At 57.1% G+C, this 24,645-nt stretch carries 22 protein-coding genes and 1 tRNA gene; 12 read left to right on the forward strand and 11 right to left on the reverse strand.

Annotation, left to right across the window (positions count from 1 at the left end):
- Window positions 1–237: 237 nt before the first annotated feature.
- Together pseI and pseG are read right to left on the reverse strand one after the other, a co-directional pair.
- The gene (gene pseI / locus AO692_RS05290; RefSeq protein ID WP_054308985.1) at window positions 238–1,284 is read right to left on the reverse strand and encodes a pseudaminic acid synthase; all 1,047 of its coding nucleotides are present in this window, start codon (window positions 1,282–1,284) and stop codon (window positions 238–240) included.
- Window positions 1,285–1,446: 162 nt separating this feature from the next.
- Window positions 1,447–2,475, reverse strand: a complete 1,029-nt coding sequence (gene pseG, locus AO692_RS05295) for a UDP-2,4-diacetamido-2,4,6-trideoxy-beta-L-altropyranose hydrolase (RefSeq protein ID WP_054308986.1) — start codon at window positions 2,473–2,475, stop codon at window positions 1,447–1,449.
- A 141-nt stretch (window positions 2,476–2,616) separates the two neighbouring features.
- Between pseG and AO692_RS05300 the strand changes: the two genes are divergently transcribed.
- Genes AO692_RS05300 through AO692_RS05310 form a run of 3 tightly spaced genes read left to right on the forward strand, consistent with a single transcriptional unit; the run spans window position 2,617 to window position 5,076 of the window.
- Window positions 2,617–3,351, forward strand: coding sequence for a glycosyltransferase family protein (locus tag AO692_RS05300; protein WP_054308987.1), 735 nt, complete (start codon window positions 2,617–2,619; stop codon window positions 3,349–3,351).
- The gene (locus AO692_RS05305; protein ID WP_054308988.1) at window positions 3,348–3,734 is read left to right on the forward strand and encodes a GNAT family N-acetyltransferase; all 387 of its coding nucleotides are present in this window, start codon (window positions 3,348–3,350) and stop codon (window positions 3,732–3,734) included. Before AO692_RS05300 ends, AO692_RS05305 begins: the two co-directional genes overlap by 4 nt.
- Before the next feature lie 7 nt (window positions 3,735–3,741).
- Window positions 3,742–5,076 (forward strand): aminotransferase class III-fold pyridoxal phosphate-dependent enzyme, encoded by a 1,335-nt coding sequence (locus AO692_RS05310; RefSeq protein WP_244483259.1) that lies wholly within the window; start codon window positions 3,742–3,744, stop codon window positions 5,074–5,076.
- 64 nt (window positions 5,077–5,140) lie between these two features.
- Here the strand turns inward: AO692_RS05310 and AO692_RS05315 are convergent, their stop codons facing one another.
- Genes AO692_RS05315 through pseB form a run of 3 tightly spaced genes read right to left on the reverse strand, consistent with a single transcriptional unit; the run spans window position 5,141 to window position 8,307 of the window.
- Entirely contained in the window at window positions 5,141–6,043 is a 903-nt protein-coding gene (locus AO692_RS05315) for an aldo/keto reductase (RefSeq protein WP_054308989.1), read from the reverse strand.
- A 16-nt stretch (window positions 6,044–6,059) separates the two neighbouring features.
- Window positions 6,060–7,271 (reverse strand): UDP-4-amino-4,6-dideoxy-N-acetyl-beta-L-altrosamine transaminase, encoded by a 1,212-nt coding sequence (gene pseC / locus AO692_RS05320; RefSeq protein ID WP_054308990.1) that lies wholly within the window; start codon window positions 7,269–7,271, stop codon window positions 6,060–6,062.
- A gap of 10 nt (window positions 7,272–7,281) precedes the next feature.
- Window positions 7,282–8,307: a UDP-N-acetylglucosamine 4,6-dehydratase (inverting) gene (gene pseB, locus AO692_RS05325; protein WP_054308991.1), complete on the reverse strand. Its 1,026-nt coding sequence runs from the start codon at window positions 8,305–8,307 to the stop codon at window positions 7,282–7,284.
- A gap of 386 nt (window positions 8,308–8,693) precedes the next feature.
- Here pseB and AO692_RS33630 point away from each other — a divergent pair, with 386 nt between their 5' ends.
- The 3 genes from AO692_RS33630 to AO692_RS05345 all read left to right on the forward strand — a co-directional run bounded on the left by AO692_RS33630 (window position 8,694) and on the right by AO692_RS05345 (window position 12,769).
- Window positions 8,694–9,467: a hypothetical protein gene (locus tag AO692_RS33630; protein ID WP_244483260.1), complete on the forward strand. Its 774-nt coding sequence runs from the start codon at window positions 8,694–8,696 to the stop codon at window positions 9,465–9,467.
- A gap of 325 nt (window positions 9,468–9,792) precedes the next feature.
- Window positions 9,793–11,733: a nucleoside-diphosphate sugar epimerase/dehydratase gene (locus tag AO692_RS05340; RefSeq protein ID WP_244483261.1), complete on the forward strand. Its 1,941-nt coding sequence runs from the start codon at window positions 9,793–9,795 to the stop codon at window positions 11,731–11,733.
- A 130-nt stretch (window positions 11,734–11,863) separates the two neighbouring features.
- On the forward strand, window positions 11,864–12,769 hold the full coding sequence (locus tag AO692_RS05345; RefSeq protein WP_054308994.1) for an MBL fold metallo-hydrolase: 906 nt from the start codon (window positions 11,864–11,866) through the stop codon (window positions 12,767–12,769).
- Between the two features lie 29 nt (window positions 12,770–12,798).
- Here AO692_RS05345 and AO692_RS05350 read toward each other — a convergent pair whose 3' ends face one another.
- Both AO692_RS05350 and AO692_RS05355 read right to left on the reverse strand, forming a co-directional pair.
- On the reverse strand, window positions 12,799–13,587 hold the full coding sequence (locus tag AO692_RS05350) for a DUF1499 domain-containing protein (protein WP_054308995.1): 789 nt from the start codon (window positions 13,585–13,587) through the stop codon (window positions 12,799–12,801).
- Window positions 13,588–13,794: 207 nt separating this feature from the next.
- The gene (locus AO692_RS05355; RefSeq protein WP_054308996.1) at window positions 13,795–15,423 is read right to left on the reverse strand and encodes a fatty-acid--CoA ligase; all 1,629 of its coding nucleotides are present in this window, start codon (window positions 15,421–15,423) and stop codon (window positions 13,795–13,797) included.
- 191 nt (window positions 15,424–15,614) lie between these two features.
- Here AO692_RS05355 and AO692_RS05360 point away from each other — a divergent pair, with 191 nt between their 5' ends.
- Together AO692_RS05360 and AO692_RS05365 are read left to right on the forward strand one after the other, a co-directional pair.
- Window positions 15,615–15,971 (forward strand): hypothetical protein, encoded by a 357-nt coding sequence (locus AO692_RS05360; RefSeq protein WP_054308997.1) that lies wholly within the window; start codon window positions 15,615–15,617, stop codon window positions 15,969–15,971.
- Between the two features lie 80 nt (window positions 15,972–16,051).
- Window positions 16,052–16,441 carry a DUF427 domain-containing protein gene (locus tag AO692_RS05365; RefSeq protein ID WP_054308998.1) on the forward strand — a complete coding sequence of 130 codons (390 nt, stop codon included), beginning with the start codon at window positions 16,052–16,054 and terminating at the stop codon, window positions 16,439–16,441.
- Window positions 16,442–16,487: 46 nt separating this feature from the next.
- Here AO692_RS05365 and AO692_RS05370 read toward each other — a convergent pair whose 3' ends face one another.
- Window positions 16,488–17,381 carry a transcriptional regulator GcvA gene (locus AO692_RS05370; protein WP_054308999.1) on the reverse strand — a complete coding sequence of 298 codons (894 nt, stop codon included), beginning with the start codon at window positions 17,379–17,381 and terminating at the stop codon, window positions 16,488–16,490.
- A 109-nt stretch (window positions 17,382–17,490) separates the two neighbouring features.
- On the opposite strand from AO692_RS05370, the gene AO692_RS05375 reads away from it, so the two are divergent.
- Window positions 17,491–17,976 carry a VOC family protein gene (locus AO692_RS05375; protein ID WP_054309451.1) on the forward strand — a complete coding sequence of 162 codons (486 nt, stop codon included), beginning with the start codon at window positions 17,491–17,493 and terminating at the stop codon, window positions 17,974–17,976.
- A gap of 35 nt (window positions 17,977–18,011) precedes the next feature.
- Window positions 18,012–18,743: an SDR family oxidoreductase gene (locus AO692_RS05380; protein ID WP_054309000.1), complete on the forward strand. Its 732-nt coding sequence runs from the start codon at window positions 18,012–18,014 to the stop codon at window positions 18,741–18,743.
- A 38-nt stretch (window positions 18,744–18,781) separates the two neighbouring features.
- Here the strand turns inward: AO692_RS05380 and AO692_RS05385 are convergent, their stop codons facing one another.
- Window positions 18,782–19,540, reverse strand: a complete 759-nt coding sequence (locus tag AO692_RS05385; RefSeq protein WP_054309001.1) for a polysaccharide deacetylase family protein — start codon at window positions 19,538–19,540, stop codon at window positions 18,782–18,784.
- Between the two features lie 93 nt (window positions 19,541–19,633).
- The gene (gene ppdK, locus AO692_RS05390; protein ID WP_054309002.1) at window positions 19,634–22,294 is read right to left on the reverse strand and encodes a pyruvate, phosphate dikinase; all 2,661 of its coding nucleotides are present in this window, start codon (window positions 22,292–22,294) and stop codon (window positions 19,634–19,636) included.
- A gap of 335 nt (window positions 22,295–22,629) precedes the next feature.
- Here ppdK and AO692_RS05395 point away from each other — a divergent pair, with 335 nt between their 5' ends.
- Both AO692_RS05395 and AO692_RS05400 read left to right on the forward strand, forming a co-directional pair.
- Entirely contained in the window at window positions 22,630–22,974 is a 345-nt protein-coding gene (locus AO692_RS05395; protein WP_054309003.1) for a VOC family protein, read from the forward strand.
- A 124-nt stretch (window positions 22,975–23,098) separates the two neighbouring features.
- Window positions 23,099–23,173: transfer RNA gene (locus AO692_RS05400), tRNA-Gln, on the forward strand.
- An 83-nt stretch (window positions 23,174–23,256) separates the two neighbouring features.
- Here the strand turns inward: AO692_RS05400 and AO692_RS32695 are convergent.
- Window positions 23,257–24,636, reverse strand: a complete 1,380-nt coding sequence (locus tag AO692_RS32695) for a hypothetical protein (RefSeq protein WP_152979729.1) — start codon at window positions 24,634–24,636, stop codon at window positions 23,257–23,259.
- Window positions 24,637–24,645 lie beyond the last annotated feature (9 nt).

Consider the following 24,645-nt stretch of genomic DNA (forward strand, 5'->3'; position numbering starts at 1 on the left):
GAGCTGCTACAAAAGTCAACCGATGACACAGTACGTTGTATTACTTTTGCCACAAAGGCTGATCAATAACTCAATCGCCTCTGGCATCATCACGCTTGCGGAAAGGGATGCGACCTGTCCAACTCCTACCCACAACCAGGAGCAAGCAAACATTAAAGGCGGCAGCTGATTACGGACACGGTTGGTAATTCAGATAGCCGCATTTCACGTAGTCGATTTGCAATCCGAGCAGTTAAGTCAACCAACAAGATCCCAGCCGATTGGCGTGCCCATCGGGGCATCCCGGCTCACTCGTTTGCCAATCACGACATCGTAGAATTTGGGGGGCAGTCCGAAACCTGGACGAATGATGCGGACATTTTCCGTGGAAAGTACATCGCCGGCCTTCACATCACTCGAAATGTAGAGAGAGCGTCGGAAAGCAGTAGACTTCTCTTCCGCCGGTTGTGTTCCATACCTGACAACGCCCAAAGACTGCCACGCCCGCTCGGTTTCGACACGGAGTTGCATGAACTCTTCCGGTTCGAGCGAAAAACTCGAATCGACGCCACCGTCGCTTCGACGCAGCGTGAAATGCTTTTCAATGAGTACCGCGCCGTGTGCTACCGCAGCGGCTGAAGCCCCGCATCCCATCGTATGGTCGGAAAGGCCGATCTCGCAGCCGGGAAACGCTTCTCGCAAATGTGGAATGGTGAGAACATTGGTATTTTCTGGCGTTGCGGGATAGGTGCTTGTGCATTTGAGCAACACGATATCCTTACAGCCCCCTTGCCGAGCGGTACGCACGGCGTCGTCAATTTCGGCCAGCGTAGCCATGCCCGTGGAGATGATCATGGGCTTGCCTGCGGCCGCCACCTTCTGGATCAAGGGCAGATCCGTGCATTCGAATGACGCGATCTTGAAAGCGGGGACGTCAAGTGATCCTAGGAAATCCGTAGCAGTATCATCGAAGGGTGTCGAAAAGCAGTGAATGCCGTGGCTGGCCGCGCGCTCCATGATCGGCTTGTGCCACTCCCAAGGCGTGTGCGCTTCTTGATAGAGTTCGTAGAGTTGCCGGCCGGCCCAGAGACTTCCCTTGTCTTCGATCACGAAGCCAGGCGCGCGGATGTTCAACGTCATCGTATCAGCGGTGTAGGTCTGGAGCTTGATGGCATCCGCGCCTGAGCGAGCAGCTGCATCCACAATTTCCAGCGCTCTGTCGAGCGACTGGTTGTGATTTCCGGACATTTCCGCGATCAAATAGGGGCGATGACCGAGACCGATTTCACGATTGCCGATTTTCACAGCATCTTCCTTTCCGACAGCCTAATTCTTGCCTGCACTGGCCGCGGTAGAATTCAGACTGCTCGTAGCATTGAGAAACGAAGTCGACAGGTCATCTCCTGAACTTCACTGAATATGTCAAGGTACGCCGCTCGGCTTCTTTGTCGGCGAGGCTGCCCGCGCTCAGGAGTCCAGCACCGCTCGCACGACACGGTTGGCACCACCCCCATCGCATATAGCCGCAGCCGCGAGATGCATGTCGTGCAGTTTGGATGGGTCTTCAACCATCCCCCGTATAGAGTTGGCCACACGGCCAGACGTATCGTGCGAGAACTTTCCGATGACGATTGCAGCACCAGCGTCCTGCAAAGCCGCCGCATTGTGCAGCTGATTATCGGCAACGACGAGCAAGAGGGTTGGCCGGCCCAGACAGCAGCGTTCGTAGCTGGCACTGCCCGGTGCGCCCACGACTATATCGGCCTTTCCTGTGAGCGCAGCCATCATCTCAGCGTCGGCGTCGGTGTGAAGGCGCCATCTGCGACCACCGGCAGAAAGTGCGGTTCGTACAGCGTGGAGATGGGGAGCTGCCGAACCGAGAACGCAATCCACCTCAAACTCGCCCCCAGCGTCAAAAATCCCCTTCAACACAGCTTGGGTAGCATTCACGTTGTCGCTTAATCCCATGGAGATCAAAATGCGCCGTACCGCACTTGGCGCTCGTTCAAGCGCACCATGTCGTTCTGTCTGGAAAGCTTGGCGCAGCATCGCAAAATCGCTGCCGCAAAGCAGCATGGTGCCAATATCGACCTGCTCGCGATATTCCTCCGAGCGCCGTCGAAAAGTGGTGTCAACCAAATGGGTACAAATGTGACGTCGCAAAGGCGCATCATCAATAACCAGCACTTTCCTGGCCCAGCCTGCCAGCGCCTTTTCAAAATCTTCGCCTAGGCTGTAGTGATCGACGACAGCAAGTTCGACGCCGGACGGCCACCGCGAGATCATGCGGTCGACGTCACCTTCAGCAGTTGTCATGCCTTTTAGAACGTCGGGAAAATCGACGAACAGTCGTGGGAGGGTCGTCACGGTTTCATCAGAGACTGCAAAGGCAACATCGACACCCTCTCGCTTTAGTGCCGCTCCCAACGCACCACAACGGACCAGATGCCCTCCCCCAATGACTGATCCCGCATCGCATCGGATCACCGCCTGCATCCAACATCCCCATTGACGTTTTAATTGCATAAGAGAGGGGCAAAGGCCTTGATAAGGCAGCTGGATATTGCCGCTCTGGTGCCCATTCACTATAGAAGCGCAACAGATCGGGCAATCTTACAGCGCTGACCGGACCCACAGATGATTATTGTAGTGCTGCAAGCAAGAGCATCCTCCAGCCGACTTCCAGGCAAAGTGCTCAAACCCATTCTCGGAAAGCCGATGCTGCATCACCAAATCGAGCGCATCCAACGCGCGAGAGTGCCTCAGCGGTTGGTATTGGCAACCAGCCGCAACCCCGACGATGACGCAGTGGCGGATATCGGCCGAAATGCAGGCATCGATGTCTATCGTGGCAGCCTTGAAGATGTCCTTGATCGCTTCTACCACGCAGCCAAACCGTTCACGCCGTCACACGTGGTGCGATTGACCGGCGACTGCCCACTGGCGGATCCGAGTATCATTGATGAAGTTGCCCGCTTCGGGATCGATGGCAATTACGATTATGCTTCGAACACAATTCAACCAACCTTCCCAGATGGATTGGATGTCGAGGTTGCTACCTTCCAAGCACTTCAAACCGCCTGGAAGGAGGCGACAACAAAATCCGACCGAGAACATGTGATGCCGTTCCTTCACCGCCAGTCGGATCGTTTCAAGCTGGGAAACTATAGAAATGCAGAGGATCTGTCCGCGTTGCGCTGGACGGTTGACGAAGCTGCGGATTTTACATTTGTAGAATCCGTCTATGAAGCCCTCTATCCGGAAAACCCCGCCTTCGATAGCGCTGCTATTCTCGCCTATCTGGGAAAGAATCCCGCGCTTTCCTCGCTTAACTCGGGATTCGCACGAAACGAAGGGTTCAAAAGCGAATGAAGCTGCGGCCTGCGACTATCGACGACGCGCAGTTGCTGCTCGATTGGCGTAACGAACCGCTTACCCGAGCGATGTCGGTAAATACCGAACCGGTCGGGTGGGAAATCCACTTGAAATGGTTGTCGGCAAGATTGGCTCGGTCAGAGCCCGGGCTATACATCTGCGAAAATGACGGCAGCCTGTGCGGCATGGTGCGTATCGACGATGACGAAATCAGCTATATCGTCGACGTAAACTTTCGGGGCAAGGGCTTGGCTACCAAAATGCTGGTACTGGCACGACACCATTTCGGCCCGAAACGCGCCAAGGTAAAACGGGGCAATGAAGCTTCGGCGAAAGCCGCAACTGCCGCCGGCCACACAGTTGAATATATCAAGGATTGAAGTCGCAATGTCCAATGCCAGCCCAAGACAGGAAATGAGCCCCTCTCACACCGCAGGCGGCCGCTATCGGACTTCCGAGGAGATGCTGGACGAGGCACTCAGGATCATTCCGCTTGGCTCGCAGACTTTTTCCAAAAGCCTGACCCAATACCCGCGCGGCGTCTCGCCCTTCTTCATACAGCGTGGCGATGGCTCCGTCGTCTGGGATGTCGACGGCAACTCTTATACCGATTTCAACAACGGCCTGTGCTCCGTCACGCTCGGCCACGCCGATGCCGACGTAAACGCCGCCGTCCTTGAGCAACTGAAGGATGGCATCTCTTTCCCATTGGCGCATCCGCTCGAGACGATAGTGGCAGAACTCATCATCGAGATGGTGCCGTCGGCTGAGATGGTGCGCTTCGGCAAGAACGGGTCCGATGCGACATCGGGCGCCATAAGGGCGGCGCGGGCCTTCACCGGAAGAGAGCGTGTTGCCATGTGCGGCTATCACGGCTGGCAGGACTGGTATATCGGGTCAACCGCCCGCAACAAAGGAGTGCCGAAGGCGATCCGCGAGCTCTCCCACGTCTTCCCGTACAATGACTTGGAAGCGCTTGACAAAGTACTCTCATCCCACCCCGGTGAGTTTGCAGCGGTCATCCTCGAACCGATGAATACGACTTTCCCGAAGGAGGGTTACCTCCAGGGAATGATCGACCTGGCTCACAAACACGGTGCGATTGCGATCTTTGACGAGACCATTACTGGTTTTCGTTATAGCGAAGGCGGCGCACAGCAGCTCTTCGGCGTGAAACCTGATCTCGCTTGTTTCGGCAAGGGTCTGGCCAACGGCTATCCACTTTCAGCGGTGGCCGGACGAGCGGATGTCATGGCCGAGTTTGCCGAGATATTCTTCTCCTTCACCATGGGCGGAGAGGCGATGTCACTGGCTGCGGCCCAAGCCAGCTTGAAGAAGATCCGTAGCCACAATGTGATCGAAAAACTCAACGCGACAGGCAATAAGATTGCCGACGGCGTCAAGGCCTTGATCGTCAAGCACGGCTGCGAAAACTTCCTCGGTTTCGCAGGGCATCCGACATGGTCATTCCTGACCATGAATGATGCCAACGGCAGCACGTCGTTTGAGATCAAAACCCTTTGGATGCAGGAAATCCTGGCGCGAGGCCTCATTTCGGTCGGCACACACAATGTCAGCTTCGCGCACAGCGATGCGGATGTTGCAAAGCTGCTCAACGCGTATGACGAGATATTTCCGCTCTTGCGCGACGCCGTGGAAAACAAGGCTATCCGGCAATATCTTCGCTGCGAACCGTTAGTGCCGCTGTTTCGGTTGAGGTAACCATAGACGCTTCGACTGAGACCTTAGCGCCGGAGCCTTGGCTGTCCATCAAAGGGAGCGTCTTTCACAAGCTCCCCCATAGTGCTGGATTTAACAGGCGCTCATTCGAAATCGGCCAACGCCAAGAGGCATGGTCGATTTGGCGCGCATCTGACCGGTTTATCGTTGAAACGATTTCCCGAAACTCACGAAGACTCGCGGCCCCGACAATCACGCGATCGATCATTTCATGCCGAAAGACAGAGGCAAAAAGCCCCTCCATGACAGTCAGACCGACTTGAGCAAAGGCTTGCCGCATCTGGAGCAGAGATGGCGCAAGCCCCGCGAACTTCGCTGGCAGTTGTTCCGGCGGCAACAATAGCAACCCTTGGAGAAAGATCGAGCGAGCGTGAATCTCGACCTTGCGTGTCGCCAAGCGATCAAGTTGCCCACCATCCACCAGCCGCAGATCCAGGGCATTGATGGGAAGCTGGACGATATCGATATCATAGCGATCAAGCAGTTCGTCGACCTCCTTGCCGGAATAGACCGAGGCACCGATTTTGTGGGCCAATCCGGACGCCTTGATGCTGTGCAGACACCGCCACACCCTGTCACCATAGCGGCCGAGCAAGTCTCCAGCATCGTGAACCATAAGAGCGTCGACATGAGCGACCCGGAGATCGCGGATCGATCGTTCGAAACGCAAAATGATGGCGTCCACAGCAGTGTCTGCGCTCATTTCGCTGCTGACTTTGACTGTCTTGGTTACAATATCGAACGCAGTTCCTGCGGCCGCCTGGCCAATGGTGGCCTCGCTGTTACCGTAGAGGGCGGCTGTATCGATCGTGGTGATGTCGTTGTCGTGCGCGAAGCGAAGGATGGAAGCAGCCTCCTCCACGCCGACCTGGCCACCCTGATTGGTAACGCCATATGCAAGTCCGAACTGAACAGTGCCTAGGCCAAGACGAGTTGCAGCGGAAAGCATGGAGGCCCGGTTCCCGCTAGCCGTTAATACCCAAAACGCTTTTGATCGTCTTGGCTACACGTTCAGCGTCGCGATCGGTCATCAGCGGATAATAGGGGATAGAAAGTGCTTTAGCATAGTAGGCGTCGGCCCCCGGCAGATCGACAGCTCCCGACTGTTCGACATAATAGGGCTGGCGATGAATTGGAATATAGTGAACCTGCGTACCGACCCCTTGTTCCCGCAGATCAGCCATGACGCGTGCCCGCTCCTTGCCTAGCGCGGCGAAATCAATGAGCAGCGGATACAGATGCAACACTGGCTCTATGGAAGTTTCGATCCGAAGCGGCTCCACAAGATCACCAACATCCCCGAAATGCAGGTCGTAGATTTCCTTGATCCGAGCGCGCCGTTCAGCAAACATTGACAATTTTTTGAGCTGCGAATGGGCGAGAACACAGGCAAAATCCGGTGCCCGGTAATTGAAGCCCAACTCTTGCATCTCGTAGTACCAAGGATTGGCGTCGCCGGCACTTGCGAAAGCGAGATCCCTATCCAGGAATTTCTCTGGAGACCTTACCATTCCGTGTGAGCGCAACAGCTTCAATCGTTCATAGAGAGCCGGATCACTGGTGGTGACAACGCCGCCCTCGCCCATGGTGATCGTCTTTACCGGGTGAAGCGAGAAAACCGTCATCGCTGAATGGCGGCAGGCACCAACCTTGACCGCGTCGCCCGTCTCGCCCCGATAAGTTGTCCCCAAAGCGTGGCAGGCATCTTCCACCAGGATGATGTTGCGTTCCGCAGCGATGCGGGCGATTTCGGGCATGTTCACGGGATTACCGTTGAGATGCACAACAACAGCCATTTTCACAGGCTTTGCGGCACGCTCAATGGCTACTCTGAAGGTTTCGGGCGTGATCAGGCCAGTTCTCGGATTTGCATCAGCAAAGACGATCTGGGCGCCCGTATAACGCATACCGTTGGCAGAGGCCAAAAAGGACATGGTCGGCGCAATGCCAACGTCACTCGCGCCCACATGCGCGGCCAGCGCAGCCAGATGCAGAGCCACGGTTCCATTGGAGACGACAACAGCATAACGAGCACCAACGACTTCAGCGAACGCTGCTTCGAATGCCTCGACCGCTGGACCGGTGGTCAACCAGTCACCGCGCAGGCACTCCGCAACTGCAGCGATGTCGTCCTCATCGATCCAATGGCGGCCGTAAGGCAGAAAGCTTTCGGGCATAACTTGGGCCTCAGATGCCAGTGCGTGCCACCAATTCGTTGAAACCGACCTCGTCGAGCCATTCATCATTGATATCGCTCGAATAGCTGAAATTGTCGGGCACCCTTCTCACACCGGCTGAGGTATCCTCATCTTTCGCCCAGAAACGGAAGACGGGCAGGATCGCATAGCGGTCGCCAAGATCAACTGTCATACGTGCATCATCGCCAGTCACCATGACCTCATGTAGCTTTTCGCCGGGGCGAATGCCGACGATCTCATGCGGGATGCCTGGTGCTATCGCATTGGCAAGATCGACTACTTTCATCGACGGAATTTTCGGCACAAAAATCTCGCCGCCCTTCATAAGGTCAAACGAGGACAGCACCATGTTGATGCCCTGCTCTAGGGTAATCCAGAAACGGGTCATTTCGGGATGAGTGATAGGGATCCGGTCCGCCTGGTTTGCAACCAGCTTGCGGAAGAACGGCAAGACACTGCCGCGCGACCCCATGACATTGCCGTAGCGGACAACTGAGATTCGGAGACCGGAAGCGCCAGAAATGTTGTTCGCTGCGATGAAGATCTTGTCCGAGGCAAGCTTCGAAGCGCCGTAAAGATTGATCGGGTTGGCAGCCTTGTCCGTAGACAAGGCCACAATCTTCTTTACGCCCTTGTTCAAGGCTGCACGCACCACATTTTCTGCACCGATGATATTCGTCTGTACACATTCGAAAGGATTGTATTCGGCAATCGGAACGTGTTTGAGGGCTGCAGCATGGACGACATAGTCGATGCCTGCCATTGCCATTTCCAACCGAGCCTGGTCGCGGACGTCACCGATGAAATAGCGTAGACAAGGATGCTCTTGATCATTGAGCTCCTGATTCATCTCATATTGCTTCAACTCATCGCGTGAGAAGATAACAAGGCGGGCAGGTTTGTAGCGCTGCAGAACCGTACGCACGAAAGCCTTGCCGAAAGAGCCGGTGCCACCGGTAATGAGGATCGATTTGCCGTCCAGATTCGGCGCGGGCTCAAGAAAACTGCGGATCATTTTAGATGTTTCCAGGAAATTGTCTTTGAGATGGAGATTTCGGGCCGAAGCTAAGACACCATATCGCGTACCGACTTTTCAATCGCAGCTCGCTCGACCAATCCCTACGAAATGCCGGCTAGAACGACGACATGTGGTCAAAAATTGGCGAACGTCTCCCCGAGGAGAGTGACGGCGATCTCAACGCAGGCGTGCCATACTGGAATGACGCCAGGGTGTAAAGGCGTAAGTTTGATTTTGAATGAATCAAATCTATCAACCTGATTTACCCCATTATTCAATGTATCTATAAGATATTAAGTATATACCTGAAACTCAAAAAGCTCAAGAAGGATGTATTTTAAAATATCTTTACAAACCATCCAGCCACACACTCATCCAGATAGATGTTTTCGATCGATGAAATCTCGAGCCGACTGCCGCACAGCCGTTTCGACACTCAAAGCCGGCTGCCAGTCGAAAGTTTCGCAGAACCGCTGGGAGTTAATCTCAAGATCTCCCAAGAGGCTATCGGCTATGCTATTCTGACCAATCATTCGAAATGCCGCCTGAAGAAGGCGGACCGGCACGGGAAAAAGTCGCGAACTCAACCCCATTTCCACCCGAAGAACGCGCAGAACGTGGGCAAGACCAACCGCCTCCCGATCGGCAATCCCGTAAGCACCCGAGAACCCGGCAGGTGGATTTTTGGCAATCAAATGACAGATTGCCTCAACCAGATTGTGAGCCGCCATCATGTGGCGACAATTGTTCACGGAAGCAAACGGCAACGGCAGTCCGGACGCAGCCAAGCGGAGCATCAAATGCCAGTTCCCCTTAGCGCCAGACCCGTACAAAATTGGCGGCCGCAAACTGATCCCGCATCGCCCCGCCGCCGCAAAATCCGAAACATGAATTTCCGCCCTCAATTTGCTGCGCCCATAAATGGTTGGACCGATTGTTGTGGCATCGTCGGTAATTGGGCCTTGTGCAGAATGACCTACGACGGCGCCGATGCTCGATACATAAATGAAAAGCGTTACACCGGCGGCAGCGGCCTGCTCGGTAAGCCGAGCAGTTCCACGATCATTGGTTTCGACGAAAACATCATCGGGTACACCTCGGGCAGGCAGTTGGGCGGCAAGATGTATCACCGCCTCGCATCCACGCAGCGCAGCTGACCAGTCAGTCGCGCTGTCAATCTTGCCTACCACGGCAACCTCAGCTCGTCCGCCACCACTGTATGCAGCGCGGTGGGAGGACACGACGTGATGTCCTTCTTGTATGAGGCGCTCAACGATTGGCTTGCCCAAGAAACCGGTACTGCCTGTAACGAGAATCCTCACTGTTCTGGGGCCTTCCGCTGTCCAAATAAGGCGGAACGACAGTCATTCTGGCAAAGGTGACGCAAGGATGACATGGGTATTTGGCCACATGAGAATAGGTTTGCGGAACATCAAACGCCGCTGTATCAAGCGGCCAACTCGGAATCATGGAAATCAGTAGATGTTTGGAGACCTCCCAACAAGCCTTATGGTGCTGCGGCGTCTCGCAGCGCTACTGGTGGACTTGTTGGCAGCCTCGACCGCCTTCCTTGCGGCCTATGCAATCGTTCATGGTTATCCTCAGTTTACTTACGTACCCGGCATTTATCAGAAGACAGGCGCATTTACCGCAATCTGCGGCGCCTGCATCCTGTTCTTTGGGGTCGACCGAGCCTCTTGGCGCTATGCGTCGATCCCCGACCTGGTCGCGCTAATCAAAGCTTCGGTGGCCGCTGTCATCATCTATCTACTCGCTGCCTTTCTTGTTTCACGCGGCGACAATGTACCGCGCAGTGTGCCCATTCTCACCCTGCTCTTTCTCGTCGGTTTTCTATGCGCAATCCGGCTTGCTTATCGCATCGTCATCGATGGCGGCTGGGACATGGGGCTTATCCCTGGCATTTCGAGATCAGGCAAAGACAGACGCAATGTCGTCCTTGTTGGCCTTTCACACGGGGCAGAGAGCTACATCCGCGCTGCGAAGCGCATTTCAAAGGACATCTTTGTCGCGGGCATCATCGATGAGACCGAACTCAATCGATCCCGTCTCATACAAGGTGTGAAGATTATCGGCGGTCTTGATCAATTACCCAAATTCTGCGAGCGCAGCCGACTACATGGCAGCCAGATCGACGAGTTGATTGTTACCGAGCATATGCCAAGCCGGAAAAGGCTCAGTGACATTGTCGAAGTAGCAACCACTGTTGGCGTGCGTGTTACCAGGATTCCCGAGGTAACGTCGACATCATCAATTACTTCGAACTTTCTTCTGGAACCAAAGCCAATTGAACTCGGGGACCTGCTCGGGCGCCCAGAGGTGACCGCTGATGTCAGCGGCGTTTCTCATTTGATAGAGGGACGGGTCGTTCTGGCGACTGGAGCTGGCGGTTCGATCGGCTCAGAACTGTGCCGGCAAATAGCCATGCTAAAGCCGCAGCAACTCATCATTACCGACAGTTCCGAACATAATATCTATATGCTCGATAAGGAACTGAGGGCCGACCATCCCGATTTACCCATAGTCACGCGGATCATGAACGTTCGTGACTTATTTCGCGTTAATTCGATTTTCGAAGAATTCAGGCCCCACGTCGTTTTTCATGCCGCTGCACTTAAGCATGTGCCCTTGGTCGAGTACAATATCTGTGAGGGTGTAAAGACGAATGTCCTTGGAACTCGCAATGTTGCCAATGCGGCATTACACAATGGTGCCGCAACATTTGTTATGATCTCGACCGACAAGGCTGTAAATCCAACAAATGTAATGGGAGCAACCAAACGCGCCGCGGAGGCTTACTGTCAAACCCTCGACCTTGAGAACCAGCGGACGAGCTTCAAGACTGTCCGTTTCGGCAATGTACTCGGCTCAAACGGATCGGTGGTACCACGTTTTCAGGAGCAAATAGCAGCAGGGGGGCCTGTCACCGTCACTCACCCCCATATCGTTCGTTTTTTTATGACCATCCCAGAAGCAGTTCGGCTGGTTTTGAATGCCACCGCTCACGGTCAGCGCGATCACGTCCAACGCGGCAAGATCATGGTACTGGATATGGGCAAACCTGTCCGGATCGTCGACCTGGCAGAGCGCATGATTCAGCTTGCCGGCTATAAACCACGTACGGATATTGAAATCGTCTTCACCGGATTACGCCCGGGGGAGAAATTATATGAAGAACTGTTCGACCCGTCTGAAGTGCAAGACGGTAGAACCGGGGATGGATATGTAGTGGCTTCCCCGCGTATCATCGATAAAGACGTGCTTAACTTGACGCTGGCTGCCTTGGAACGTGCAATCGAAGCGGAAGATGACGTCGAGGCTTTGACGCTGCTCTCAAAAATTGTCCCTGAATACAAATCCGCGGATGACATGGACGTAGAAGCGGAATTCGTGGAGGAGAGCTAGTTATTTCAACGGTTCGCGCGACTTAGGGCGTCGAAGAAATGGTTCTGCACCTTTCGTTTTTTCTATCGACCGCCATCTGAACTCACCAGCAAACACCTTTGGCGAACATAAAACGGAGTCATGCATCATCATGACCCTCAAATTCGATGCTCGGTTCGAACCTGCCTACGGTTCAGCAATTGAAATGGCGCCGGGCGTCCTGCGTGTCACGGCGCAAAATCCGAGCCCTTTCACCTTCCACGGCACCAATTCCTACATTATTGGCCACGACACGTTGGCGGTGGTCGATCCTGGGCCTGAAAACGAGGCGCATTTCAACACGCTGATCGCGGCCATTGCCGGGCGACCGGTCAGCCATATCTTTGTCAGTCACACCCATCGCGATCACTCGCCACTCACCGCCAGACTGAAGTCGGCTACGGAGGCCACTGTTCTGGCTGAGGGGCCGCATCGCCCCGCCCGGCCGCTCAGGATCGGCGAGACCAATCCGCTCGATGCCAGCGCTGACACCGAATTTCGTCCCGATATCGCCCTCCCCGACGATTCCCTCATCACCGGCGACGGCTGGACGATCCGCACAGTGCTCACGCCTGGCCACGCCGCCAATCATGCCGCCTTCGCACTGGAAGGCAGCGGCATCCTCTTTTCAGCCGATCATGTCATGGCCTGGGCGACCAGCATCGTGGCGCCGCCCGACGGCGCCATGGCAGACTACATGCGCTCGCTCGACCGGCTGCTGGAGCGCGAAGACCGTATTTTGCTGCCCGGCCATGGCGGGCCGGTGACCGCGCCGAAAACGTTCATGCGCGGGTTGAAGGCGCACCGCAAGATGCGCGAGCGCGCCGTGCTGGAGCGACTGAAACTCGGCGACCGCAACATCAAGACGATCGTTGAGGCTATCTATCGCGAGACCGATCCGAGACTGCACGGGGCCGCAGGGCTTTCGGTTCTGGCGCATCTCGAAGATCTCGTTGCGCGGGGCTTGGCCGGCACCGAGGGCGAGCCTTCGATCGACGGTGTGTTCTTTCCCGCTTAGAGTGACTCCAGACTAGCCGCCTGAAGGACCTACTGCGCGGCTGTCGTGCCGATCTGCGCTGAAACTTCCTGGTCAAGTTCGGCGAGGAACGCGATGATCCTCTCAGCATTGTCGCCGAGATCATGGCGGCCGTAGCGCGAAGCAGAGCGCATATCAACCAGCGTCGTCTCACCGTCGGTGGTGACACGGATCGCCACATCGACGGGCAGCTCCAGCACGAAGGACGTGGCCAGCACAGTGATGGTCGTTTCGTTCTGTCCTTCCTGCGGCTCAGCCGTGTCGCCGACGACCGTCCAGCCGCGGCGGTCGAGCACGGTGTGTACAGCCGCCAAGGTCTCATCGAGAGGCAAGTCGTAGCGGTGGCCGGTCACCAGGGGATAGATTTGGGCCTGCAGGCGCTCCTCCCCCGGTGTCAGGGGAGCAAGAACATTCATGCCGGTCGTGCGGGAGCTACCCTCGAACCGGGGCGGATTGTCGAGATCGGTTGAGATGTCACGCAGCGCCGGATAGGCGGCGATGCCGTAGCCGACGACACCGTAAGGCACCAGCACCAGAACGGCCAGAAGCGCGCCGACGGAAACGTCACGCCCGCCGATAGCGCCATGGTTCCACAGCCTGGCCAGTGCAAATCCTGAAAACAGCAAAGCAAGAAGCGCCAGCAAAGCCACCAATGCCAGCACCCAAAGAAAGCCGCCAGTCTCGACAAGGCCATAGTGATGGCCGATCCATGCCGTCAACAGAAGCACCGCCGAGAAAGCGCCTGTTCGCCGCGACCAGCCCGCCGCTCTTGCCACCTGCCGTTCGGGATATACCGTCATCGCCACCGATTTCCCAAGTCCGGCCAAAGCATTAGAGTGTTTCGACGTTGGATTGAAGCCGAAAGGCGGCAATCACCGCCGCCTTTCGGCTGCGGAATTGATGGCCTTTTGGAGTGCCACGCGTCCATTCGAACGCGCAGAGACGCCCTAACACTTTCGATTGGCGCATGATCCTTTCCGAAAATCATTCCGATTTCGGGGCATGCGCTAGTCCGTCGGCAGGCGATAGTCGCGAAACTGCGCGCGCAACGCGCTTTTCTGGATCTTTCCGGTCGCTGTGTGCGGGATTTCAGCTACGAAGGCGACGTCGTCCGGCATCCACCATTTGGCGATCTTGCCGCTCATGAAACCAAGGACATCGTCTCGCGAGAGCTCCTTGCCCGGTTTCTTCACCACCACAAGCAACGGCCGCTCATCCCATTTGGAATGGCGGATACCGATCGCCGCGGCTTCCGCCACATCCGGGTGACCAACAGCCAGGTTCTCGAGTTCTATGGTGGAGATCCATTCGCCACCGGACTTGATGACGTCCTTGGCGCGATCGGTGATCTGCATGTAGCCGTTGGGGTCGATATGGGCGACGTCACCGGTGTCGAACCAGCCGGCGGCGTCGAACTGCTCGGCTCCCGCGCCACCATAATAGGCGCTGGCGACTGCCGGGCCGCGTACCTTCAAGCGACCGAAGGTCTTGCCATCCCAAGGATGAGCGTTGTCATTGTCGTCGGTGACCTTCATTTCGACGCCGAAGGGCGCGAAACCTTGTGTCTGCTGCACGTCGAGCCGTGCATCCCCGGTCAGTCCGGCGTATTCCGGCTTCAGTGTGCCCAGTGTTCCGAGCGGGCTCATTTCGGTCATTCCCCAGGCGTGGATGACCTGCACATCGTAATCATCCTGGAATTTCTGGGTGATGGCGCGCGGACAGGCCGAACCGCCGATCACCACCTTCTTCAGATAGGGCAGTTTCTTGCCGGTCTCCTCCAGATATTGCAACAGCATAAGCCACACGGTCGGAACCGCTGCGGTGAAGCTCACCTGCTCGGTGTCGAGCAGTTCATAGATGGAGGCGCCGTCCATCTTGCCGCCGGGCATCACCATCTTGGCGCCGATCATTGGCCCGGACTGACCGAGTCCCCAGGCATTGGCGTGGAACATTGGCACCACCGGCAGCACGACGTCGCGCGAAGAAATACCCATCGCATCGGGCATGGCGGCGATCATGGCGTGAAGCACATTGGAACGGTGGCTGTAGAGCACTCCTTTAGGGTCACCCGTTGTGCCGGACGTGTAGCACATGCCAGCGGCAGTGCTCTCGTCGACGCTTGCCCAATTGAAGTCGCCATCGGCTTCGGCCAGCCATTCCTCATAGGCTATGACATTGGGCAGGCTGGTTTCCGGCATATGCGCCTTGTCAGTCAGGACGATGATCTTCTTCAGCGATTTAACCGCACTCGCGATCTTCTCGACCAGCGGCATGAAAGTGAGATCGACGAAGACGGCCTGATCCTCGGCGTGGTTCATGATCCAGACGATCTGCTCGGGAAAAAGGCGCGGGTTCAACGTATGGTAGACAGCACCGATGCCCATGATGCCGTACCAGGCCTCGAGGTGGCGGGCGGTATTCCAGGCGAGCGTTGCGATACGGTCACCCAGTTTGAAGCCGTCTCGCTCCAAGCGCTGCGCGACCTTCAACGAACGCTGCCTGAGTTCGGCATAGCTCAGGCGCACGATCGGCCCCTCGCAGGAGCGCGACACGACTTCACGTCTGCCGTGCTGGATCGCGGCATTGTCCAGGATCTTGTGGCACAGCAAGGGCCATTGCTGCATCAGTCCGAGCATCGTGTTCCTCCTCTTGTATTTTTTCGCATTCTGAAAGGAACGCCAGGAAAGTCCAGACTACCGCAAGGTGAGGAAAGACCCTTTGTACGCGCATTGCGCGGCGAATCTGCAACCAACCATTGTCAAGCCGACCAAAGTCTGCATATTTTCAAGATGGCGGGGTGTGACAGGCGAGATGGATGAGGTTCGCGATGGACCCGCAGATCGACGATGAAGCCCTTGAAACCGCGCTTGAGGAAAGCCTCGGCGAGCTGACACCGGTAGCCAAGGCAGTCTCCAGGGAAGAATTCGCAACCGTTGTTGACGGCGCATTGGAAGCCGTGAGCGGCAAACTGCTGTTCAGCATGTGTGTGCTGAATGAGGGCGCCGATGAGTACGTTGCCGCCGCGTCGGTCGGCGATGGCGAGAACCGCCAATATCTGCTGCTGTCATTGCCCGCCGCAGGTGGCTCCCTGAAAGTGGAAACCGCCTCCAAAAGCAGCAACCCGGCCGCCCGTATCGCTGAAGCCTATGCCGGGCTGATGGATGCGCTGAAGGTCGCCGCCTAGCCACACGGGTCAGTTTGTCAGCAGGCTGCTGGCCATAGGCGCTGCTGATCCTATATTGGGATCAGCAACGGAGAAGCCTCATGGACCAGAAAGCCAACCCTGCGCCCGGTTTCAAACGCAACCCAGCCCACACCATTACCATCCAACCGTTCGATGGTACGGTCACCGTCAGTTTCGGCGGCATTGTGATCGCGGCCTCCAGCCGCGCGCAGCTTCTGCAGGAAGCCAGCTATCCACCGGTGCTTTATGTGCCCTTCGCCGACATCCGCTTCGAAGCACTGAAGCCGAGTGACACATCCACCCATTGTCCCTACAAGGGCGACGCCAGCTATTGGAGCGCCGATACCGGCGGCGAAACACGCAAGGACGTGATGTGGGCCTATAAAGCGCCCTATGACGAAATGCTCGTGATCAGGGATCACGGTGCCTTCTATCCCGACCGCGTCGCCATCGAAGCAACGCCGGCCTGATTAGGCCCTTGGGTGCGCCTACCTCTGCTTTGCCAGAAGCAACCCTTCAAGTCCTGAGTGGTTCGATCTCCGAAAGGAGCCAGTCTCGAAAGGCTTTCACCTTGCGTTGGCGAATAGCGTCCGTGGGATAGACGACGTAGAAGCTGGAGACCGACTTCAATGCATGCTCAAAAGGCCGCACCAGCCTCCCTGCGGCCAGATCGGCTGCGACAAGCATCGAGCGACCGAGCACGACCCCCTCCCCCTGTACGGCGGACTCGATCGCAAAGCTGGCAGAGTCGAATGTCAATCCACTTTTCGGATCCACGCCTGCCACGCCAGCACTGGCAAGCCAGGTTGCCCAGTCGATCGGATAACCGTCATGGATCAGTGGGTGGTACCTGAGATCCTCCGGCTTGCGAAGCGGATGATCGCCCGCCAGAAGCTTGGGGCTGCACACGGGAAAAACCTCTTCGCCGGCCAGGAATTCGGACGTCAAGCCAGCATAGTTACCGCTGCCGTAGCGGATGGCGATATCGATGCCGTCACCGCGGAAGTTGGTCAGCTTGCCGGTCGTTGAAACCCGCACGTCGATATCGCTGTGAGCGCGGTGGAAGCGGTAGAGCCGCGGCACAAGCCATCTGCCGGCGAAACCGTCAGAAGTGCTGACATTCAGCGTCGTGTTCGAATGGCGGGCCGTTGCAGAAGCCGTGGCTACCGCCAGTTGATCGAGCACGTCTCGGATGGCCCGCGCATAAGGCTCGCCAATAGCAGTGAGCCGTACCGACCGCGTTGCTCGCTCGAACAACAGAACGCCGAGTTGATCCTCGAGATTCTTGATCGCCCTGCTGATGGCCCCGTGCGTGACATTGAGCTCTTCAGCCGCCCTGGTGAAGCTCAAGTGCCGCGCCGCAGCCTCGAAACTCGGCAATGCATTGAGTGGAGGAAGCTTTCGGGCCATGGCCAATTTGTGAGCAATCTTCACAAATTGGTGCCAACTAATGGTTTGTACGTCAAGCCATTGCTGATCAAATTCCATGGAATATGTGATCAACGCTCACGAGGTCAGCATGGCGACCATTCACCCTTTCCTCTGGTTCAATGGAAATTCGGAAGACGCACGGGATTTCTACCTGTCCGTTTTCAAGAATTCGAAAACGCTAGGGACCCGGCAATTCACCGACGGTTTTTCGAAAGCGGGCGAAACCGTTCCACATGCCATCTTCGACTTCGAACTCGAAGGCCTGAAGCTCACGGCGCTCAACGCCGGATCGATGCCGCACTTCAATGAATGGCTTTCGCTCTACATCGAGACCAAAGACCAGGAAGAGACCGACTACTATTACAACGCGCTCACCGCAGACGGGGGCTCTGAAAAGCCATGCGGCTGGCTGCAGGACAAATTCGGCGTCTACTGGCAGGTCATTCCCGAGATCGCGCTGAAACTCATGACCGACCCGGATCGCGAAAAAGCGCATCGGGCAAGACAGGCCATGTACAAGATGAACAAGATCATCGTCTCGGACCTGGAAGCAGCCTACGCCGGAAAGGCGTGATCCCTTACAGCAATCATCGAGAAGCAGAGGCTCCCATGGCATCGCTCCAGGGCAAGAAGGTCGTCGTCGTCGGAGGCAGTTCCGGCATCGGGCTCGGTGTCGCGGCGGCGGCCCTTCAAAATGGCGCCAGTGTCACAATCGTCGGCCGTTCGCATGAAAAACTACAGGCTGCACTACGATCACTTGGTGCAAGCAGCACCGTAAGAAGCATTGCGACCGATATGACAGAGGAAACAGAGGTCAGCCGGCTGTTCGGGAACATCGGACCATTCGACCATCTCGTTTCGACCGCTGGGACACCGCCGCCGAATTACCCGATCAACGATACTGATATGGATTTCGTACGACGCTTCGTCGACAACAAGCTTATCGGTGCGGTCATGCTCGCCAAACATGCAGCTCGAACGCTGATCAGCGGAGGGTCCATGACCTTCACCTCCGGTATCAACAAAGATCGGCCGCCAGTTCCCGGAGGTTCGGTCGTGTCCGCCATCGCCGGTTCTTTCAGCTATTTTTCCAAGGCGCTCGCGCTGGAACTCGCGCCGACGCGCGTCAATATCGTATCCCCGGGTTGGGTCGATACGCCAATGTGGGACGAACTCGTCGGAGAGGCCAAATCCGGCTTCTTTGCCGATATCGGTTCTCGATTGCCTGCAAGAAAGGTCGCGACGCCGGCTGACATCGCACCTGCCTATCTCTACCTCATGGAAAGCGAGTTCACGACCGGCGAGACATTACACATCGACGGCGGACAACGGCTGATCTAGCGATTTAGCGCAAATCCCACTCAGGCCGAGGAAGGCTTTCAGTAACCTGCAACCGTCTCAACGGTTGTGCCGTCCGACCCCTCAGCAGGCACATCCGACAATTTCACGAAGGAAAACCCCTTGGCCTTGAGCGCGAGGATACCTTTGGCCACCCCTTCGCCAGCCATGTGGGTCGGCTGGTTGATATGAGCGATGATCACATCCCCATCACGGGAAGCGGCAATGCGCTTTTCTGTTGTTGCTGCGCCGAGCAACGAACCGCCGTCCCCGTTCACAGAGTAGCCGGCGACACGCAGGCCGAGTTTGCGGATCTGCTCGATGGCGCTCTTGCTATAACGCGCTGTCGCACCGCGAAACCAGCGTGGCGCCGTCACACCGGCCACCTCGATCGCTTCAGCGCCACCTCGCACCTCCTGGTCGACCGCCGCGGGCGAGCCGGCGGCGGCAATGCCGAAGATACGGGTCGGCCGATCGACCGCCGGCACGTGCATGGCGCCGTGATCCTCGATTTCGAACAGATCCGGATGCGCCTGCAACTCGGCAAGCACATCTTTATTGTGCTTCAGCCAGCGGCTGGTGACGAAGATCGTCGCCGGCACGCGGTTGTCGATCAGCACGGACAGGATGCGGCGGTCAGCCTTGCCCATACATGCGTCGAAGGTCAGCGCCACACGTGGCGTTTCCTTGCCGCCCGGTGCAATGTGCAAGGTTGGTTCGACAAGGTGTTCGGACGGGACAGCCAGGGCTTGACCGGTCAGTAGCGTCGCCGTCAGGGCAAAGGCAGCAAAAATACGCATCGCAACTTTCGGGGAACTTGTTTTTCGCTGTCCCTGGATGGCGAAAACGGCGATCTTGCGACGACAGACACAAGATCGCCGGACGTTCCCCTGTTACTTTGCGACCGCCGCCTGTGCCGCCGCCAGACGGGCGATCGGCACACGGAAGGGCGAACAGGATACATAGTCCAGCCCCACTTCCTCGCAGAAGCGGATCGAGGCCGGATCGCCACCGTGCTCGCCGCAGATGCCGAGCTTGATCGACGGACGCGTGCCCTTGCCCTTTTCAGCGGCCATGCGCACCAGTTCGCCAACGCCGTCCCTGTCGAGCGACACGAACGGATCCTGCTCGATGATGCCTTTCTGGCGATAGGTTTCCAGGAAGGAGGCAGCATCGTCGCGAGAAATGCCGAAAGTGGTCTGCGTGAGGTCATTCGTGCCAAAGGAAAAGAATTCCGCAGTCTCGGCAATGACATGGGCGCGGATCGCCGCTCGCGGCAGCTCGATCATGGTACCGGTGAGATAGTCGATCTTGACACCGCTCTCATCCATGACGGCCTTCGCCACCTGGTCGATGCGCGCCTTGACATAGTCGAGTTCCTTCACAATTCCGACCAGCGGCACCATGATCTCCGGCACCACCAGCGCACCGGCCTTGCGACCGGCTTCGACCGCCGCCTCGAAGATGGCGCGAGCCTGCATTTCGGCGATCTCCGGATAGGAAACCGCCAGGCGGCAACCGCGATGGCCGAGCATAGGGTTGAATTCGTGCAGAGCTTCGGTGCGTTGCCGCAGCTTGTCTGCCGAGACATTCATCGCAGCAGCAACCTCGGCCACCTCCTCCTCGGTCTTGGGCAGGAACTCGTGCAACGGCGGGTCGAGCAGACGGATGGTCACCGGCAGGCCGGCCATGATTTCGAACAGTTCCAGGAAGTCCGAGCGCTGCATCGGCAGAAGCTTCGCAAGCGCGGCACGACGGTCCTTCTCGGTATCGGCCAGGATCATTTCGCGCATGGCGACGATGCGGGCGCCGTCGAAGAACATGTGCTCGGTGCGGCAGAGCCCAATACCCTCGGCACCGAACGACCGGGCCATGCGTGCATCGGCCGGCGTCTCGGCATTGGTACGCACCTTCATGCGGCGCGCGCCATCAGCCCATTCCATGATGGCGGCGAAATCGCCTGAAAGCTCCGGCTGCAGCATCGGCACAGAACCCTTCAGCACCTGGCCGTTGCCGCCATCGATGGTGATGACATCGCCTTTCTTGAAGGTAGCGCCGAGTGCAATCAGAACGCCGGCCTTGTGGTCGACGCGCAGCGAACCGGCGCCCGAGACGCAAGGCTTGCCCATGCCGCGTGCCACCACCGCAGCATGGCTGGTCATGCCGCCGCGAGTGGTAAGGATGCCTTCGGCGGCATGCATGCCATGGATGTCTTCAGGCGAGGTTTCGACGCGCACCAGGATCGCCTTGCGCCCCTGAGACTTCAGTTCCTCGGCCTCATCGGAAGAGAACACGATCTCGCCGGTGGCTGCACCGGGCGATGCCGGCAGGCCGACGCCGATGACGTTGCGCTCGGCACGGGGATCGATAGTCGGATGCAGGAGCTGATCAAGCGAAGCCGGATCGATACGAGCCACAGCCTGTTCCTTGGTGATCAGCCCTTCATGAGCCATATCAACCGCGATCTTCAGCGCGGCCTTGGCAGTGCGCTTGCCGGAGCGCGTCTGCAGCATCCACAATTTGCCGCGCTCGATCGTGAATTCGAGGTCCTGCATATCGCGGTAGTGTTTTTCGAGCTTGTCCGAGATCGCGACGAAGTTGGCGAAGGCCTCGGGCATCAGCTTTTGCAGCGAGGGCTTGTCCGAGCCGGCGGCGATGCGGGCAGCTTCGGTGATGTTCTGCGGCGTGCGGATACCGGCCACCACGTCCTCGCCCTGCGCGTTCACCAGGAACTCGCCGTAAAGCACCTTCTCGCCGGTCGAAGGATTGCGGGTGAAGGCAACGCCGGTGGCCGAGGTCTCGCCCATATTGCCGAAAACCATGGCTTGGACATTAACAGCGGTTCCCCAGGCCTCAGGAATATCGTGCAGCCGGCGGTAGGTGATGGCGCGCGCATTCATCCAACTGGAAAAGACGGCGCCAATAGCGCCCCAGAGCTGTTCGCGTGGATTCTGGGGGAACGGCTTGCCGAGTTCTTCCTCAACCTTGGCCTTGTAGAGTGCGATCACACCTTGCCATTCGATGGCCGAAAGTTCCGTGTCGAGTTCGTAGCCCAAGCTTGCTTTCTGGTCTTCCAGGATTTCCTCGAAGACCTCGTGGTCGAGCCCCATGACGACATCGGAATACATCTGGATGAAGCGGCGATAGCTGTCATAGGCAAAACGCGCATCGCCGGAATCGGTCGCCAGTGCCTCGACCGTCTCGTCGTTGAGCCCAAGGTTGAGCACCGTATCCATCATGCCGGGCATCGACGCGCGGGCGCCAGAACGCACCGAAACAAGAAGCAGTTTGGCGGGATCGCCGAAGCTGCGGCCGGTGATCCGGCCTATATGTCCCAATGCCTCATCCACGTCGGCTTCGAGCGTGTCCGGATAGGCGCGGCCATTGGCATAATAGTGATTGCAAGCATCAGTGGTAATCGTAAAACCTGGCGGCACCGGCAGGCCCAGGCTGCACATCTCGGCCAGATTGGCTCCCTTGCCGCCCAGCAGATTTTTATCTCCGGCGCGGCCCTCGGCCGCTCCGTCGCCAAAGGTGTAGACCCACTTGGTCATGCTTGCTCCTCAGCCTGGTTTTGCCTCAGGGCTCTTGCCCCAGGGTAAGCCTCGCGGCCTGCCTAGGATGCTGCGCTGCGAAAGGCAAGCGCTTGAAACATTCGCCCGTGCCTACAATCGATTAAGCCATTTTAGGGGTGAGCGATGTGTCGGAAATCGGGCAGAACATCCCACCCATAAGGATGGCCGAGCGGTGTATCCGGACCCCGTCTTGAAGCGAGAGGGGAATCAGCAACCGAGCTGCCAACGGCTCTCGGGGCTCAGTATACCGCCCCTTGAGCCTTTGCCGGGTTTTGTGCGATAAAGAGAACATACAAAGAACAAGGAGCACAGCGATGCGGAAGACGGGCAAGCTCGACTATATCGAAATGCCGGCCACGAATGGCAAGCTCGACAACGTCAAGGCTTTCTACAGCGCGGCTTTCTCCTGGTCGTTCACGGACTACGGCCCGACATATTCGGCTTTCAGCGAAGGGCTGGATGGTGGTTTTGACGCCGACGCCTCTGCAGCCGCGGCCAAGCCGCTGCCGGTGCTCTATTCGGAAAACCTGGAAGAGACACTCGATGCAGTAACCAACGCCGGCGGCACAATCGTGAAGCCGATCTTCTCGTTTCCCGGCGGCAGGCGCTTTCACTTCGCCGATCCGGCCGGCAATGAACTGGCGGTTTGGGGCGAATAGCGGCTGCTCGACGGCCCGAGCCTTTCTGGGGTCCGTGCGTGGATTTTGGTCTGCTATTGGCGATTGTGCTTTTGGCCGGCTCTGCCTATAAGGCCGCTCACGCTCGATTCACGCGATCGATTGTTGGGGCGTCGCCAAGCGGTAAGGCATCGGTTTTTGGTACCGACATTCCCAGGTTCGAATCCTGGCGCCCCAGCCATAGGCAAGATCGGTAGCCGCCTCATTCCAGACTGGAGTGCTGAAACCAACCTGCGCGGCGATCTCGCAAGAGCCAATTCACAACTAATTGCCTGCAATCTTGCGCCAATCATGCCCCAAGGGCATGAGGTTACGCATACGATCAATTGCCTGAAAGAATGGACGTCTGCTCAGCTCTTCGCCCAGGTCTTGAGTTTCAAGAACTCTGAACCGATCGATTAGATTCTCCCATTGGCCACGCTTGATGAGTGAGAGCACTGCGTCCTCGTCGGCATCATTGCTGGCAAAAGATAAATCATCAGGCTTCAGCACACCATTTCTGCAGAGATCGGCGAAACGATCAGGGTCTGCACCATTGCGATATAAGTATCTTGTTGTCGTCTGACTGCGTACGAACGGAACATACTGAGGAAGCCGGTAAAACATCGAATAGGCATACCGCAATGTTAAGCGAGCAACGCGATCAGACTCGCCAGGATCCGAGGGGAGAACCAACCTATCCACCTCCTCCTGAGAATAGGCGCGGATTTGGAAACCGGCAGCTTGATAGGTCGATGGAGCAATTGCGACCACCTGCTTTCCCAATATGCCTGCTTCCAAGCTCGCGCTGCTACCTCCGACGACGATAACTTCCGCTTGCTCAATCAAGTCGAGTGTGCTGGCAGGCGCAGACGGCTCAATAAACGTTACCCCTCGTCGTTTCGCCCATTCGCGATAGTAGCTCGTGGACAAACTTCCATCGTTTTGCCCAATGTATCGCGCCCAGTTTGGATGACATCGGAGTACGATATCCTCAGGTTTGAGGCAAAGACGATCAATGAGCGCGTCGTAGGCAGCTGTCACTTCCGGCCAAGCACTCTCCCAATCCGGGTGGCCGTAAAATTCGTTTCGGCTGCTCGGCAGGATTAGCACGCGCCGATGACCGCTCGCTGGCCATTGGAGAGTAGTGGCGCCAACATTGTACGCCTGCCATTCTTTAACATTGCTGTGAAGAAACCGGGAAGCAACATGGCCGGCTGCCCGGGTGGCCTGGTTCAACAATAGCGGTACATCCCGCCACTCAGCTACAATTCGATCCACAGACGCGAGTCCAAGGCAGCTTTCATCCGGCAGAAGTTGCAGGCCATCTCCGAACCAAGTTCGTTCAAGCGATACAAATCGAATTCCAGCCGCTTTCGCAGCCTCAGAGATAGCCCTTGTGGCGTCCATGCGCCCGTTAAAGACACAAACAGCATCAAGTTTCTCACGTTCGATCCACGACAGGGCTGCCGAATATGCAACCGCCACCGCAGGAGCGATTTTAGCGACTAGCTCTTTGTAATGTTGACTATCGTAATCTGCATTAGACTCGAAGCGACCAATGGTGCTAGCGCTCGATCTTGCCCATTCTGATGAGTTCTGATCCTGAATGGTCTTTGCGAATGAATGTATAGATGAAACATCGAGACGCTCGAAAGAACGCACTCCGCCGGC

The organism is Mesorhizobium sp. 1M-11 (assembly GCF_001303895.1).
In the GTDB taxonomy this organism is placed as follows: Bacteria; Pseudomonadota; Alphaproteobacteria; order Rhizobiales; family Rhizobiaceae; genus Mesorhizobium.